Source organism: Alphaproteobacteria bacterium PA2, from assembly GCA_002256425.1.
Lineage (GTDB): Bacteria > Pseudomonadota > Alphaproteobacteria > Caulobacterales > Caulobacteraceae > Phenylobacterium.
The window spans coordinates 2010251-2024376 of the sequence record NKIZ01000001.1; the positions used below are offsets into that span (position 1 = coordinate 2010251).

Consider the following 14126-nt stretch of genomic DNA (forward strand, 5'->3'; position numbering starts at 1 on the left):
CCGAGTTCAATCGCACTGATGGACTGATTGTCGCATCAGGTCAAAGACTTCTGACCATCCCTTGATGAATTAGAGGCGAACCACGCAGGCGCCCCAGGTCAGTCCGCCGCCCATGGCCTCAAGAAGAACCAGGTCTCCTGTCTTGATCCGTCCGTCGGCAATGCCGTGGGCCAGAGCGAGGGGAATCGAAGCTGCAGACGTATTGGCGTGTATTGCGACGGTGGAAATCACCTTAGCCTCAGCAATCCCGAGGCGCTTTGCAACGCCTTCGAGAATACGCTGATTGGCCTGATGGGGAATGAACCAGTCGACGTCCGAGACCTGAACACCGGCATCAGCCGCCGCTGCAACCACGGCCTCTGAGATATTGACGACCGCGTGCCGGAAGACCTGATTGCCCTGCATGCGCAGGTGGCCAACCTGACCATTGGTGGAGACACCGCCATCCACATAGAGTAGGTCCTGCTTGGTTCCATCAGCCCGCAGGGCAAAACCCAGCAGTCCCCTGTCGGAAACATCGCCCTGCCCTTCCTGGGGCTCCAGAACAACCGCGCCAGCGCCATCACCGAACAGGACGCAGGTCCCCCGGTCGGTCCAGTCCATAAGGCGGGTCATGGTCTCTGCGCCGATCACCAGCGCGCACTTTGAACGGCCACGGGCGACAAAGCCGTCGGCGGTGGACAGGGCATAGACAAACCCCGAGCAAACAGCCTGGACATCAAAGGCGATGCCGACCGGACAGCCCAGCTTGCGCTGAACCATGGTGGCCACCGCCGGGAAGGTGAGGTCAGGTGTGGTCGTGCCGACAATGATGAGGTCAACATCCTCAGGACTGCGCCCGGCCGCCTCAAGGGCCTTGCGGGCGGCCTCTACGGCAAGATCGGAAACCCCCTGATCAGGCGCCGCCCGGTGCCGCTGACGAATGCCGGTGCGTTCGACAATCCAGGCGTCGGTCGTATCAACGACCTTTGAAAGATCGTCATTGGTGACGATCTCCTTCGGGAGATAGGCGCCGACGCCTGTGACAACGCTTCTCAGAACCTTACGCGTCACCTGACGACTCCTCGACCGCATCTGCCGGCGCGGCCTCCATGGCCGCTGTCAGGCGGGTCATATTACGCTCGATTTCGGCAGCGAAATCGCTCTTGGCCAGATCTATCGCCAGCCCGATGGACTGGCCAAAATCACGGGCGTCCGCGCCGCCATGGCACTTTACAACCAGCCCATTGAGGCCAAGGAGTGGCGCGGCTGGCGGAGGGTTCATCTTGTCCCGGAAAATCCGCAAGGCAGGCCTGGCGAGCAGGGCGCCGAGTTTTGCGCCAAGCGAGGAGGTAAGCGCTGTCCTCAGTTCCTCGACGATATAGCTCGCCGTGCCCTCAGCTGTCTTGAGGGCGACATTGCCTGTGAAGCCGTCGGTAACGACCACGTCTACCGTGTTCTTTGAGAGGTCATCGCCTTCCACGAAGCCGTGATAATCGATATCGAACTTGCCGCTTTTCAGAATGGCGTGGGCGAGCCGGACCTCTTCGTGGCCCTTTACGTCTTCGGAGCCCACATTGAGGATTCCGACCGTCGGTCGGGCCACACCGTGGGCAGCCCGATGGAAGGCTTCACCCATGATGGCGAACTCGACCAGTCTTTCAGCATCGCAGTCGATGTTCGCTCCGGCGTCCAGGACGGTTGAAACACCCTTGCGGCCCGGCCAGGAGACCACCAGAGGCGGCCGTTCAACATCCACGCTCATACGCAGGATGAGACGGGAAATGGCCATCAGGCCACCTGTATTGCCGCAGGACACAGCGGCATTGGCCTCACCGGTTTTCACGGACTCGACCGCATTCCACATTGAGGCGCCGCGTCCGCGTCGCACCGCATTTGCAGGCTTTTCGTCCGAGGCGATAACCTTGTCGGTGTGCCGCACCTCAAAACGCCCGGCCAGCTCGGGATGACGCGCCAGTTCCGGGCCGATCAGGGCCTCGTCGCCGTGGATGATGAAGGTCAGACTGTCCTTGGACTTCTGGACAGCCAGGGCCAGTCCGGGAATCGTCGTTGACGGCCCATGGTCGCCGCCCATGGCGTCAATGGAAATTACCAGGGATCGCGTCACGAAATTGAGTCCATCCCCGTTGTCGTGCTGGCGATCAGGATACAGGGCGAAGCTGAACATGCAAACTGCTGGACCATCATTGATCCTTTTCCTTCAGCTGCTTCAGAACGGAAAACGGCGAAAGGTCAGCTGTTGGCGCGGCATAATCGAAGACGGCGTCCGGCTTTCGTGGAAACGGATCAATCGCCAAAGCCAGATGCTCGAACAGGACATGGGCGAGATCAATCGTATCACCTGCCAGAACATCCGGCGGATCCGGAGCCTCCGGATCGAGATCAACTTCTCCAGCCAGGGTTTCGATAGGCGTATTGGGGCTGCCCTGCGGCACCACCCTCAGCTCGACCTCTCCATCGACAGGCTGAACGAAGGGATCAAGACTGACCCCGCAGACCTGCTCCACCCTGCCGTGGAACCGCCCTGTCAGCTCGGCGCCGTCAAGCCAAGACCGGACGGTAATGCGGGCTTCAAGCTCTGGCATTGATAGCAAACCAAGGGTCCTGGCCCATTCAGCCAGGGTGGCTTCCGGTGGCTGAAGTGAGAGACTCTGCACCCCTCGGGCAAGGTCAGAAAGCCGGATGGTCGACGTCCAGGTCACGGGGCCGCCCACCCGACAACGCCCTTACCAAGGTCCTCGACCGATTGGCCGGCAAGGCCGGATTTCTGCTTCAGAATGTATTCGATCAGGTCATCCAGAGGCGGAGTCTCAACCTCTGCATAGACCGTGCGTTTGACCAGGGCCCGCAGATCCCCGGTTTCCGGAAGCCCGGCAAGCGCCGCGTGATAGTTCTTCACGCGACCGAAAAAGGCCTCGCCGAGGCGACGCATCTTCTTGCCCACTGACAGGTCGCCGACACCCATTTCGCGCAGGGCGTCATCAAGCGCCTGCACATAGGCGTCGAACAGGGCCTGCGAAATCCGGGTGGCTTCAGGGCCCTGATTCACCAGCCGATCCAGGATGAGCACGACGTGCAAGGTGTAGACCTCAAAGCGGCCCTCGACCGAATCGGGAACAGCCAGGGCTTCGTAGATCACAGGCGTTCGTGATTGCTCGACGCAGGCTGCATAAAGCGCTCGACCCGCAACAACAGCTGGTTTTGGTCGGAAAATGCGATCCAAAAGCATGATGGCCTCGTTTTCGCCCTCAGAGGATTCTAAGGGCGGCATTGCAGTAAGGGCCTGCGAGCGATAGGTCAAAGCCCAGGAAAATTGAACAGGTCACCCATGTTCCGACGCGCCGCCGCTTCCGTACTCGCATTGAGCCTTCTGGGCGCCGCCGGTTGCGCGCCCATCACGACCTATTCCGGGTTCCAGGCGATTGAAGCCAATCCCAAGGATGTAAAGGCGGGCGTCGACACAAAGACCTCCGTCAGAGTGCGGCTGGGCTCACCGTCCGCCACATCGACCTTCGATCCCAATGTCTGGTTCTACATTGACCAGATCAAACAGACGGTGGCCTTCCAGAGGCCGGTCACGACCCGCCGGGACGTCACAGCCATCAAGTTCAACAAGGACAGCGAACTGGTCGAGACCGTAAACCAGTACAGCCTCAAGGACGGCAAGCTGATCGCCTTCAACGGTCGGGAAACCCCGACCCGGGGTCGTGAACTTACGGTTCTGGAGCAGCTCCTTGGCACGGTCGGCCGCGGTGGCGGTCTGTTGCCGAACCAGGATGAAGGCGCTCCAGGCAATCGTCCCGGAGATCGGCGCTAGGCGCTCAAAGCCTCTGAAGCCCGCCCACCAAATGAAAACGCCCCGGAGAGTGATCTCCGGGGCGTCTCTGTTTTCAGTTCAGGCCTGACCTAGGCGGCCGAGGCATGAGCCAGGATCGCCAGCAGCAGCAGGGCCACAATGTTGGTGATCTTGATCATCGGGTTCACGGCGGGGCCCGCCGTGTCCTTGTAGGGGTCGCCGACAGTGTCGCCGGTGACGGCGGCCTTGTGAGCCTCAGAGCCCTTTCCGCCGTAGTGACCTTCTTCGATCAGCTTCTTGGCGTTGTCCCAGGCGCCGCCGCCCGACGTCATCGAGATGGCGACGAACAGGCCGGTGACGATCACGCCCATGAGCATGGCGCCCAGGGACGCAAAGCCATTGGCCTTGCCGGCGATCTGGTTGATCGCAAAGAACAGGACAACCGGAGAAACGACCGGCAGCAGGGATGGCACGATCATTTCGCGGATGGCGGCGGACGTCAGGATGCTGACGGCGCGACCATATTCCGGCTTCACTTCGCCGGTCATGATGCCCGGGTTTTCGCGGAACTGACGACGGACTTCCTCAACCACGGCTTCAGCAGCGCGTCCCACGGCGGTCATCGACATGCCGCCGAACAGGAAGGGCAGAAGACCGCCGAACAGCAGACCGACCACGACATAGGGGTTGGAAAGGTCAAACGCGACCGTGCCCAGGCCCGAGAAGAAGGAGCCCGGCGCCGCGGTGGCGGCGAAGAACTTCAGGTCTTCGGTATAGGCGGCGAAGAGCACCAGGGCGCCCAGACCAGCCGAACCGATGGCGTAGCCCTTGGTCACGGCCTTGGTGGTGTTGCCGACGGCGTCCAGGGCGTCGGTGGTGACGCGGACTTCGGGAGGAAGGCCGGCCATTTCAGCAATGCCGCCAGCGTTGTCGGTGACGGGGCCGAAGGCGTCCAGGGCGACGATGAAGCCGGCCAGGGACAGCATGGAGGTGGTGGCGATGGCGATGCCGAACAGGCCCGCCAGGCCGTAGGTCACGATGATGCCAACGATGATCACGAGGGCCGGCGCCGCCGTGGACTCAAGGCTCATGGCGAGACCCTGAATGACGTTGGTGCCGTGACCGGAGACGCTGGCCTTGGCCACCGACTTCACAGGACGGAAGCCCGTGCCGGTGTAGTATTCGGTGATGACCACGATCAGGGCGGTGACGACCAGACCGGCCACGCCGCAATAGAACAGGCTGTCAGCATTGAAGGACTTGTCGCCGACCGTGACGGTGGTGGTGACCAGCTTGTGGATCACATAGTACAGCGCGCCTACCGACAGGACGCCGGTGACGATCAGGCCCTGATAGAGGGCGCCCATGATGTTCTGCGACTTGCCCAGACGCACGGCGAAGGTGCCGATGATCGAGGTGACGATGCAGATGGCGCAGATGGCCAGCGGAAGGACCATCATGTTGGCGACGATTTCCGCGTTGTCGCGGAAGAAGATGGCGGCCAGGACCATGGTGGCGACCGTGGTCACCGCATAGGTTTCGAACAGGTCAGCGGCCATGCCGGCGCAGTCGCCGACATTGTCGCCGACATTGTCGGCGATGGTCGCCGCATTGCGGGGGTCATCTTCCGGAATACCGGCTTCAACCTTGCCCACCATGTCGCCGCCGACGTCGGCGCCCTTGGTGAAGATGCCGCCGCCCAGACGGGCGAAGATCGAGATCAGCGAGGCGCCAAAGCCCAGGCAGACCATGGAGTCCTGCACTTCACGGCTGGTGATGGCCAGGCCAAGCGGGCCAGTCAGGATGGCATAGTAACCGGCAACGCCAAGCAGGGCGAAACCTGCAACCAGCATGCCGGTAATGGCGCCAGAGCGGAAGGCCAGGGACAGGCCGCGGGCCAGGCTCTCGGATGCGCCCTGCGCAGTGCGGACATTGGCGCGCACCGAAATGAGCATGCCCACAAAGCCGGCTGCACCCGAAAGGATCGCACCCGTGGCGAAGCCGATGGCGGGCAGTGTTCCCAGGAAGAAGGCCAGGGCCACCAGGATCACCACGCCGACAATGCCGATGGCGGTGTACTGCTTGTTCAGATAGGCCTGTGCGCCTTCCTGAATGGCGGCGGCGATTTCTTGCATACGCGCATTGCCGGGCGAGGCCCGCATCAGCGATGCTGTCTGTACGACGCCGTAAAGCACCGCCAGTGCGCCGGCGACGATCGCCAGCAAAAGCTCAGGATTCATAGATAGGTCGCCCCTTCAAGACTGCGCGAGGCTGGGCGACGGCGACAAGATTGCGCCCGTCCATTCATTCCCAACCCCATGGTTTCCCCTCATTGTGACCCTCCCGCGAACGAGGGGCCTCATAAAGACGGGGGGAAACTGCCAAACCTGACGGCCCCATGCAACGTCTGACGTGAATCAGGCGAAAACCAATCTCAGGGACGGATCTCGGAACTGCCTCTCGCGTCGGCCATTCTGGGAAGTCCCATGTGCTTTTTCGGCGTCTGGGACTGCACGATGACGCTCTTGACCATACCAGGCCCTGCAATGCGCGTGGCCTCGGCGAACATGGCGGCGATCAGCCGGGGCTCGTCGATGGTCAGATAGTCTTTCTTGCTGGTGAAGGGGGTGCGTGCGCCCAAGCGAACCATGGCATCCCGGAAGTAAGGCTCCTTGGCCTTCATTTTCTCAGGATTGGCGCCCTTGTTCAGATTGATGCGGACATAGGTGAAGGCATAATTCACCAGCCGACCGTCAGCGACGATAGGCATGGCGACGGGCGCCAGGTCGACATACTGCCCGACCTCGGTCTTTTCTTCCTTTTCCTTACCCTTTCCAGAGGCTTGCGCTGAGGTCGCAAGGAGCAGGGCGGCAGTCAGAACAGACAGGAGTTTCATGAACTGATTCATGCCCCTGATTTGGTTTCAGCTTTCTTGCCGGGGTCAGGAATGGGTCCATCCTCCGGACCCCGCCTCCATTCGCCGATCCTCCACCAGGACCTCAAACCCTTCCTCGGTGACTTCACCGATGATGGTCAGGCCCAGCCGGCCCGCATCAGCCGGCCCGACCGTGCAGACCAGCTGATAGTCATCTCCGGCCGTTGCAAGTCGCAGTCGCGCAAGCGCTGCATCCGGCTGCGCCTCTGTCCATGCAAACCCTTGGGGAGAAAGTGGCATCCTGGCCAGATCCAGGCGCATTCCGTGACCGCTCGCCTTCGCCAGATGCCCTGCGTCCGCAATCAGTCCATCCGATATGTCCGCCGAAGAGGTTGCAAACCCGCGGAGTTTCTCGCGAAGATCCAGTCGCGGAACCGGGATATGGGGGCCCTGCCCCAGCCCCCAATCCAGCCAGCCGTCGCCAATCGGGCCGCTTACAACCACCAGGTCACCGATCTGCGCCGAATCACGCCGCACCATCTGGCCGGCGGGGACCCATCCAAGGGCCGTCATCGAGAGGGTCAGAGGCCCTGGAGTTGCGACCGTATCGCCGCCCAACAGGCTTACATTGAAAAGCTCGCCGTCACGGGCAAGACCGTGGGCAAAAGCCTGGCGCTTTTCCCAGCCGAAGTCCCCTGACCAGGCCGTCATGAGAAAGTAGCCGAAGGGTTCAGCGGCCTTTGCGGCCAGGTCTGAGAGATTGGCTCTCATCAGCCGTTGGGCTATCTGCTCCGGATCCTCGTCAGGCCTGAAATGAACGCCACAGACCATGGCGTCCTTGGTGACCACCAGATCCCAGCCGGGCCGGGAGGGAATCACCGCCGCGTCGTCCAGGAGCCCAAGCGCCCCCGGCGCGCCCCGGGTCAGAGGCCGGAAGAGTTCAGCAATCTGGCTGAACTCGTCGGGCGCTTCCTCAGGCCCGGACATCCTGAGCCACGCCGTCCAGCGCGCCATTCACGAAGCCAGGTTCCGGTCCCTCGAAAAAGGACTTCGCCAGCTCGACGTACTCATCAAGAACGACTTCCGACGGCACGTCGGAACGATAGGTCAGCTCAAAGGCTCCCGACCGGAGGATGGCCCGTACGGTTGCGTCCAGTCGCTCCAACCGCCAACCGGAGGCCAGGCGCTTTACGATGGTGGCGTCAATGTCGCGCTGGTGCTCCACCACACCACGAACAACTTCGGCGAAGAAGATCTCGTCCGCCGCCGCCATGGATGGGCTGTCCTCGCCCTCCATCACCCGGTCAAAGCGGTGTTCCGAAAACTCACGGATGACAGCCTCAACCCCGACACCAGAAACCTCCATCTGATAGAGGGCCTGCACGGCGGCCAACCTGGCCACGGATCGTGCCTGTTTGCTGCTCATCGGATATGCCCAAGCAGTCGCTTGCGTATGGTGATCATTTCGAGGGCCGCCTTGGCGGCTCCGCCTCCCTTGTCCAATTCACTGGAGCGGGCCCGAGCCAGGGCCTGCGCTTCGTTCTCAACCGTCAGAATTCCATTTCCGATACAGAGCCGTCTCATGATCGCCAGGTCCATTATGGCCCTGGCGCTCTCATTGGAGACCACCTCGAAGTGATAGGTTTCGCCACGAATGATCGTACCGAGCGCCACATAGCCATCATATCGCACGCCAGCCGGCCGATGGCCGCCCTCTTCCGCAAAAGCGATGGCCGCTGGAATCTCCAGGGCCCCAGGAACGGTCACAACATCGAAGTCGGCATCGTGCGCCTTCAGCATGTCCTGCGCACCCTTGAGCAGTTCGTCGGCCAGATGGTCGTAGAAGCGCGCCTCGATGATGAGGATGCGGGTCTTGTCGGCAAGCATAGTTCAGATCCTGTTGGAAGCGCTGCTTTAGGCGGTTTCGCGCCAACGCGCGAGATAGCGTGCAAGCATGTCGATCTCGAGATTCACCCTGGATCCGACGGCAAGCCTACCCAGTGTCGTCACGTCCCAGGTATGCGGGATGAGATTCACCCCGAAAACGTCATCTTCGATTGAGTTCACGGTCAGGGAAACGCCGTCCATGGCAATGGATCCCTTGGCCGCAATATACCGATGCAGAGGCCTCGGCGCCCGGATCTGCACCCTGTGGGATCCGCCTTCACTGGCGATCGAGACCACTTCTCCGACCCCGTCCACGTGGCCTGACACGATGTGCCCGCCCAGTTCGTCGCCAACCTTCGCCGCCCGCTCGAGGTTAACCGGGCGCCCGACCTGCCAGTCCGCCAAGGTCGTAAGGGACAGGGTTTCATTCGAAACCTCGACAGCAAACCAGCCGGCCGCCTTGTCGACAATCGTCAGACAGCATCCCGAATGACTGACCGAGGCTCCGATATCCAGGGTGTCCACATCATAGGAGGTCTCGATCTCGAACCGGACATCCCGGTTGGTCTCGGCGACGGCGCGAACCCGTCCAACGTCTGTCACGATCCCGGTAAACATCTAGATCCTCTCATACCGCTCCCAGGCGTCGTCACCCAGGAGTTCAAGGCTTGTGCGCCGAAAACGCGGCGCCGACGCCAGATTTGCAAGCGCAAGTGCGCCTAGGGCTGATCTTCCATCCTGCCCGAGCAGGATGGGCGCCCGAAACCATTCCACGCGATCAATCAGATCTTCCGCCAGGAAGCTGGCCGCAATCTGCCCGCCACCCTCCAGGAAAAGGGCATGCAACCCCTGCCCCGCCAAGGCTGAAACCACGTCGCGGGTCGCAGGTCGACCATGCTCTCCCACCTGCAAAACGACCAGGCCCAGGTCCAGCAACTCAGGCTTGGGTGGAGTGCCGGACAAAATGATTGTCTGAACTTCCTTTGCGGTCAGGGCCAGTTTCGACGTCACCGGCAGACGCTGCCGGGAGTCCAGAACAACCCTTGCCGGCTGCCTGCCGGAAAACCCCTCCAGCCTGACCGTAAGTTCGGGGTCGTCTGCCAGGGCGGTCTCTATGCCGACCAGGACAGCGTCATGTTCAGCCCTGAGCCTGTGAACAACGCTCCGGGCGTCAGGCCCCGTGATCCAGCGACTTTCTCCGGAGGCTGTAGCGATCCGTCCGTCCAGCGAGGTCGCCAGCTTGAGGGTCAGCCGACTAGTGCTCATCCTCGCCGCCTTCGTTCAGCCCTTCCTGTCCGAGGAAAGTGGCGAACTCACCGGCCTCACGGAAGTCCCGATAGACCGACGCGTAGCGGACATAGGCTACGTCATCGAGGGCCTTCAGCTGCTTCATGACCATTTCGCCCACCACGGACGACGGCAATTCGGTTTCACCCAGGCTTTCCAGCTGGCGGACGATGATCGAAATCATCCGTTCGATACGATCTGGCTCGATGGGCCGTTTGCGGGTGGCGATCGCAATGGATCTGGCCAGCTTGTCACGCTCGAAAGGCGTCCTGCGACCGGAGCGCTTCAGTATGGTCAGTTCGCGTAACTGGACCCGCTCGAAGGTCGTGAACCGGCCGCCACATTCCGGACAGCTGCGACGACGACGGATGGCCGCGCCGTCTTCCGACGGGCGGCTATCCTTCACCTGACTTTCGGCGTGGCCACAGAATGGGCAGCGCATTATCTAGCCCTCTCGGCCAATCGGAACCCTATTAGAGGGATTAGCTGTAGATCGGGAAGCGTTTCGTCAAGGCGGCGACCTCGGAACGCACCTTGGCCTCGACGGTGGAGTTGTCGCCACCTGCGGCGACACCGTCCAGAACTTCACCGATCCACTTGCCGACCTGAACGAATTCCGCCGTGCCGAAGCCGCGGGTCGTGCCGGCTGGCGTGCCCACCCGAAGACCCGAGGTCTGCATGGGAGGAAGCGGGTCGAAGGGAATGCCGTTCTTGTTGGTGGTGATGCCGGCCCGCTCGAGGGCGATTTCCGCATCGGCCCCTGAAACCTCCTTGGGCGTCAGGTCCACCAGCATGAGGTGGCTGTCAGTTCCGTTGGAGACGATCTTGAACCCAACCTTCTGCAGGCTTTCAGCCAGAGCGCGGGCATTGTCTATGACCTGCCGGGCATAGACCTTGAACTCCGGACGCAGGGCTTCGCCAAAGGCCACGGCCTTGGCGGCGATGACATGCATGAGCGGACCGCCCTGCAGACCCGGGAAGACGGCGCTGTCGATCTTCTTGGCCAGCTTCTTGTCATTGGTCAGGATCAAGCCCCCACGGGGACCCCGCAGGGTCTTGTGGGTCGTCGTGGTCACCACATGGGCATGGGGGAAGGGATTGGGATACTCGCCGCCGGCGACCAGGCCCGCATAGTGGGCGATGTCGACCATGAGCAGGGCGTCAACGCTGTCGGCGATCTCACGGAAGCGACCGAAATCGATGTGCCGGGAATAGGCTGACCCCCCGGCGATGATCACCTTGGGCTTTTCGGCCAGGGCGACCTCGGCGGCCTGATCATAGTCGATCAGGTGGTCCTGGGCGCGTACGGCGTAGGCGACAGGGCGGAACCACTTGCCAGACTGATTGACGCTCTTGCCGTGGGTCAGGTGCCCCCCGGCCGCCAGATCCATACCCATGAAGGTGTCACCAGGCTTCATGGTCGCCATGAAGACCGCCTGGTTGGCCTGGCTGCCCGAGTGGGGCTGCACATTGGCGAACTCACAGCCGAACAGCCGCTTGGCGCGTTCAATGGCGATTTCCTCCGCCACGTCCACCACTTCGCAGCCGCCGTAATAGCGTTTGCCCGGATAGCCTTCCGCATACTTGTTGGTCAGGATGGACCCCTGAACCTCAAGCACCGCCTGGGACACGATGTTCTCGGAGGCGATCAGTTCGATCTGGTCCTGCTGACGCTGTTTCTCGCGCTTCAGCACATCGAAGATATCACGGTCAGTGTCTTCAACTCCCGAGCCAAAGAAGGCGTCGGAAACATTGGCGGTTGCAGCCTGAGTGGTCATGCGGGGGATCTTTCGAGAATCGGGGAGCGCTCTGAGCGGGTGTCTAAACCCATCTCAGATGCACACCAAATGCCGGGAAGGTGAGCGGAGTTAGCCAAACGGCGACCAAGGCGCAACCTTGATCCCCGCAGAGCCCGCAAAGACGGGCTCATGAATTGAATTCTGTCGCGCGGAGCTGTGTTGAAGCTGCGAAATCCTTAGGTCAGGCGGCGTAACCGCCGACCCGCTTGATATTGCAGTGAGCCCAGAGTTTTTCAAGCGCCTCGGCCAGATCATCCATCATGGCGTCCGTGTGGGCCGGCGACGGCGTGAACCGCAGACGCTCGGTGCCACGGGGCACAGTCGGATAGTTGATGGGCTGCACATAGATTCCGTAGTCACTCAGCAGGATGTCCGAAATCAGTTTGCAGTGGACCGGGTCCCCCACCTCGACGGGCACAATGTGACTGACCGACGGCATGACCGGCAGACCGGCCTTGAGAAGGCGAGCCTTCAGCCTTGCAGCGCGCTCCTGGTGAGCCTGACGGACCTCGTCATGCTCCTTGAGGTAGCGGATCGAGGCGACGGCGCCCGCCGCCAGGGCCGGCGGAATGGAGGTGGTGAAGATGAAGCCATCGGCGAAGCTGCGGATGGCGTCGACGATCACGGCGTCAGCGGCGATATAGCCGCCCATGACGCCGAACGCCTTGCCCAGGGTGCCCTCGACGATGTCGATGTCGGCCATCACGCCGTCACGCTCAGCGACACCTGCGCCACGCGGGCCATACATGCCTACGGCGTGCACTTCGTCCAGATAGGTCATCGCGCCATACTTCTTCGCCAGGGCCACAGTCCCGGCCATGTCGGCGATGTCGCCATCCATGGAGTAGACGCTCTCGAAGGCGATGCACTTTGGCGCAGCCGGATCTGCAGCAGCCAGCAGTTCCTCCAGGTGGGCCAGATCGTTGTGGCGGAACACCTGACGATGACCACGGCCATTGCGGATGCCCGAGATCATCGAATTGTGGTTCAGCTCATCGGAGAAGACGATCAGACCAGGCAGGATCTTGTAGAGGGTCGAGAGCGACGCCTCGTTGGAAACATAGCCCGAGGTGAACAGCAGGGCCGCTTCCTTCTGGTGAAGGTCGGCCAGTTCGCGCTCAAGCTCTACGTGATAGTGGGTCGTTCCGGAGATGTTGCGGGTTCCGCCGGAACCTGCGCCCGCATCTTCAATGGCCTGGTGCATGGCGTCGAGGACCACCGGATTCTGGCCCTGGCCCAGATAGTCGTTGGAACACCAGACGACCACTTCGGACTGGGAGCCGTCCGGCTGAGTCCAGGTGGCTGTCGGAAACTGTCCACGGTGGCGTTTCAGGTCAGCGAAAACCCGATAACGACCTTCCTGGTGAACTCGTTCCAGAGCGACTTGAAACGCGGCCTTGTAATCCATGGCTTTCAACGCCGACTTCGACACCAGAACACCTGGTCCTTCGCCGGTTCCCTTGCTTGACGCGGCTTATCGCGCCGTCAGATGGTTATGTCTACATTCTGATGTCGTCGGGCGGCTACTCCGTAGGGCTACTGAGGCCGTTTCTTCCCTCAGACCTCTCCGCGCAGCATCTGAAGGATGGAGGAGAAGTCTCGCCCTCCCCCGCCAAGCCGGTCATACAGGGCGTAAATCGCCTCTGCCTGTGCGCCAAGGGGGGTAGAAGCCCCGGATTTTGCGGCAGCTTCCTGGGCGAGCTTGAGATCCTTCAGCATCATGGCCGTCGCAAACCCGCCTTCATAATTGCGGTTGGACGGCGCCGTCTCGACCAGACCCGGCCAGGGGGCATAAGTGGTCAGGGACCAGCACTGGCCTGAAGATCTGGATGCGATCTCGAAAAACTTGTCTGGCGCCAGGTCAAGCTTTTCCGCCAGGGCGAAGGCCTCACAAACCCCGATCATGGAAATGCCGAGCAGCATGTTGTTGCAGATCTTGGCTGCCTGCCCCGCCCCATGGTCTCCAGCCCTGATCGTGGCCCTGGCCATGGGAGCGATAATGTCCTCGATCCCGGGAAAGTCCGCTTCATTGCAGCCGACCATGAAGGCCAGGGTTCCCGCCTCCGCGCCCGCTGTGCCGCCGGAAACAGGGGCGTCGGCGAACCTGAACCCCTTGTCAGAGGCGGCTTTGGCCACCGATCTCGCGCTTTCGACGTCGATGGTCGAGCAATCAATCAGAAGAGCGCCAGACGGTGCATTTGGTATGACATCCTCACCATAGACCGCCCGCACATGCGGCCCCGCCGGGAGCATGGTGATGACGACCTCGGCGGCCTTCACAGCCTCACCCGCCGAGAGCGCCGGATGACACCCCTGGGCCTCGGCCTTGCGGAGCGCCTGTTCGGAGAGGTCAAAGGCGGTGACGTCATGTCCCGCCTTCACCAGATTGGCCGCCATGCCAGCGCCCATGTTTCCCAGGCCGATGAATGCTATCCGGCTCAAACGACTATCCTCAATGAAGGTCGCCGCTGCGCTCAGGGGC

Annotated in this window: 16 protein-coding genes; 1 reads left to right on the forward strand and 15 read right to left on the reverse strand. The window is 61.8% G+C overall.

Annotation, left to right across the window (positions count from 1 at the left end):
• Nucleotides 1-69 precede the first annotated feature (69 nt).
• The 4 genes from CFE28_09665 to CFE28_09680 all read right to left on the reverse strand — a co-directional run bounded on the left by CFE28_09665 (nucleotide 70) and on the right by CFE28_09680 (nucleotide 3229).
• Nucleotides 70-1074 (reverse strand): 3-oxoacyl-ACP synthase, encoded by a 1005-nt coding sequence (locus tag CFE28_09665; GenBank protein ID OYU70233.1) that lies wholly within the window; start codon nucleotides 1072-1074, stop codon nucleotides 70-72.
• The gene (locus tag CFE28_09670) at nucleotides 1043-2107 is read right to left on the reverse strand and encodes a phosphate acyltransferase (GenBank protein ID OYU71650.1); all 1065 of its coding nucleotides are present in this window, start codon (nucleotides 2105-2107) and stop codon (nucleotides 1043-1045) included. Before CFE28_09670 ends, CFE28_09665 begins: the two co-directional genes overlap by 32 nt.
• A gap of 76 nt (nucleotides 2108-2183) precedes the next feature.
• On the reverse strand, nucleotides 2184-2585 hold the full coding sequence (locus CFE28_09675) for a DNA-binding protein (protein ID OYU71651.1): 402 nt from the start codon (nucleotides 2583-2585) through the stop codon (nucleotides 2184-2186).
• Nucleotides 2586-2698: 113 nt separating this feature from the next.
• Nucleotides 2699-3229, reverse strand: a complete 531-nt coding sequence (locus CFE28_09680; GenBank protein ID OYU71652.1) for a ubiquinol-cytochrome C reductase — start codon at nucleotides 3227-3229, stop codon at nucleotides 2699-2701.
• Nucleotides 3230-3328: 99 nt separating this feature from the next.
• Between CFE28_09680 and CFE28_09685 the strand changes: the two genes are divergently transcribed.
• Complete coding sequence (locus CFE28_09685; GenBank protein ID OYU70234.1) at nucleotides 3329-3817, forward strand: cell envelope protein SmpA; 489 nt, start codon at nucleotides 3329-3331, stop codon at nucleotides 3815-3817.
• 89 nt (nucleotides 3818-3906) lie between these two features.
• Here the strand turns inward: CFE28_09685 and hppA are convergent, their stop codons facing one another.
• From hppA to mmsB, 11 genes are all read right to left on the reverse strand, one after another.
• Nucleotides 3907-6036 carry a sodium-translocating pyrophosphatase gene (hppA, locus tag CFE28_09690; GenBank protein OYU70235.1) on the reverse strand — a complete coding sequence of 710 codons (2130 nt, stop codon included), beginning with the start codon at nucleotides 6034-6036 and terminating at the stop codon, nucleotides 3907-3909.
• A 194-nt stretch (nucleotides 6037-6230) separates the two neighbouring features.
• On the reverse strand, nucleotides 6231-6704 hold the full coding sequence (locus CFE28_09695; protein OYU70236.1) for a hypothetical protein: 474 nt from the start codon (nucleotides 6702-6704) through the stop codon (nucleotides 6231-6233).
• A 33-nt stretch (nucleotides 6705-6737) separates the two neighbouring features.
• On the reverse strand, nucleotides 6738-7658 hold the full coding sequence (gene thiL / locus CFE28_09700; protein OYU71653.1) for a thiamine-phosphate kinase: 921 nt from the start codon (nucleotides 7656-7658) through the stop codon (nucleotides 6738-6740).
• A complete protein-coding gene (locus CFE28_09705) occupies nucleotides 7645-8097 on the reverse strand; it encodes a N utilization substance protein B (GenBank protein ID OYU70237.1) in 453 nt (150 codons plus the stop codon). Before CFE28_09705 ends, thiL begins: the two co-directional genes overlap by 14 nt.
• Entirely contained in the window at nucleotides 8094-8558 is a 465-nt protein-coding gene (locus tag CFE28_09710; protein OYU70238.1) for a 6,7-dimethyl-8-ribityllumazine synthase, read from the reverse strand. The genes CFE28_09705 and CFE28_09710 overlap by 4 nt, the downstream gene beginning before the upstream one ends.
• Nucleotides 8559-8585: 27 nt before the next feature.
• On the reverse strand, nucleotides 8586-9176 hold the full coding sequence (locus CFE28_09715; GenBank protein ID OYU70239.1) for a riboflavin synthase: 591 nt from the start codon (nucleotides 9174-9176) through the stop codon (nucleotides 8586-8588).
• Nucleotides 9177-9824: a deaminase gene (locus CFE28_09720; GenBank protein ID OYU70240.1), complete on the reverse strand. Its 648-nt coding sequence runs from the start codon at nucleotides 9822-9824 to the stop codon at nucleotides 9177-9179. It abuts the gene before it with no gap.
• Nucleotides 9814-10287 (reverse strand): transcriptional regulator NrdR, encoded by a 474-nt coding sequence (locus CFE28_09725; GenBank protein OYU70241.1) that lies wholly within the window; start codon nucleotides 10285-10287, stop codon nucleotides 9814-9816. The genes CFE28_09720 and CFE28_09725 overlap by 11 nt, the downstream gene beginning before the upstream one ends.
• A gap of 40 nt (nucleotides 10288-10327) precedes the next feature.
• Nucleotides 10328-11623, reverse strand: a complete 1296-nt coding sequence (gene glyA, locus CFE28_09730) for a serine hydroxymethyltransferase (protein ID OYU70242.1) — start codon at nucleotides 11621-11623, stop codon at nucleotides 10328-10330.
• A gap of 202 nt (nucleotides 11624-11825) precedes the next feature.
• Nucleotides 11826-13052 carry a 5-aminolevulinate synthase gene (hemA, locus tag CFE28_09735; GenBank protein ID OYU70243.1) on the reverse strand — a complete coding sequence of 409 codons (1227 nt, stop codon included), beginning with the start codon at nucleotides 13050-13052 and terminating at the stop codon, nucleotides 11826-11828.
• Between the two features lie 149 nt (nucleotides 13053-13201).
• Nucleotides 13202-14086, reverse strand: a complete 885-nt coding sequence (gene mmsB, locus CFE28_09740; GenBank protein OYU70244.1) for a 3-hydroxyisobutyrate dehydrogenase — start codon at nucleotides 14084-14086, stop codon at nucleotides 13202-13204.
• Nucleotides 14087-14126: the final 40 nt, after the last annotated feature.

Bases quoted from the DNA above. Each gene is read 5' to 3' on its own strand.
- hemA (OYU70243.1), bottom strand. From the start codon at position 13,052: ATGGATTACAAGGCCGCGTTTCAAGTCGCTCTGGAACGAGTTCACCAG.
- CFE28_09685 (OYU70234.1), top strand. From the start codon at position 3,329: ATGTTCCGACGCGCCGCCGCTTCCGTACTCGCATTGAGCCTTCTGGGC.
- CFE28_09715 (OYU70239.1), bottom strand. From the start codon at position 9,176: ATGTTTACCGGGATCGTGACAGACGTTGGACGGGTTCGCGCCGTCGCC.
- CFE28_09675 (OYU71651.1), bottom strand. From the start codon at position 2,585: ATGCCAGAGCTTGAAGCCCGCATTACCGTCCGGTCTTGGCTTGACGGC.
- CFE28_09710 (OYU70238.1), bottom strand. From the start codon at position 8,558: ATGCTTGCCGACAAGACCCGCATCCTCATCATCGAGGCGCGCTTCTAC.
- CFE28_09705 (OYU70237.1), bottom strand. From the start codon at position 8,097: ATGAGCAGCAAACAGGCACGATCCGTGGCCAGGTTGGCCGCCGTGCAG.
- hppA (OYU70235.1), bottom strand. From the start codon at position 6,036: ATGAATCCTGAGCTTTTGCTGGCGATCGTCGCCGGCGCACTGGCGGTG.
- CFE28_09665 (OYU70233.1), bottom strand. From the start codon at position 1,074: ATGCGGTCGAGGAGTCGTCAGGTGACGCGTAAGGTTCTGAGAAGCGTT.
- CFE28_09720 (OYU70240.1), bottom strand. From the start codon at position 9,824: ATGAGCACTAGTCGGCTGACCCTCAAGCTGGCGACCTCGCTGGACGGA.
- CFE28_09680 (OYU71652.1), bottom strand. From the start codon at position 3,229: ATGCTTTTGGATCGCATTTTCCGACCAAAACCAGCTGTTGTTGCGGGT.
- thiL (OYU71653.1), bottom strand. From the start codon at position 7,658: ATGTCCGGGCCTGAGGAAGCGCCCGACGAGTTCAGCCAGATTGCTGAA.
- glyA (OYU70242.1), bottom strand. From the start codon at position 11,623: ATGACCACTCAGGCTGCAACCGCCAATGTTTCCGACGCCTTCTTTGGC.
- CFE28_09695 (OYU70236.1), bottom strand. From the start codon at position 6,704: ATGAATCAGTTCATGAAACTCCTGTCTGTTCTGACTGCCGCCCTGCTC.
- CFE28_09725 (OYU70241.1), bottom strand. From the start codon at position 10,287: ATGCGCTGCCCATTCTGTGGCCACGCCGAAAGTCAGGTGAAGGATAGC.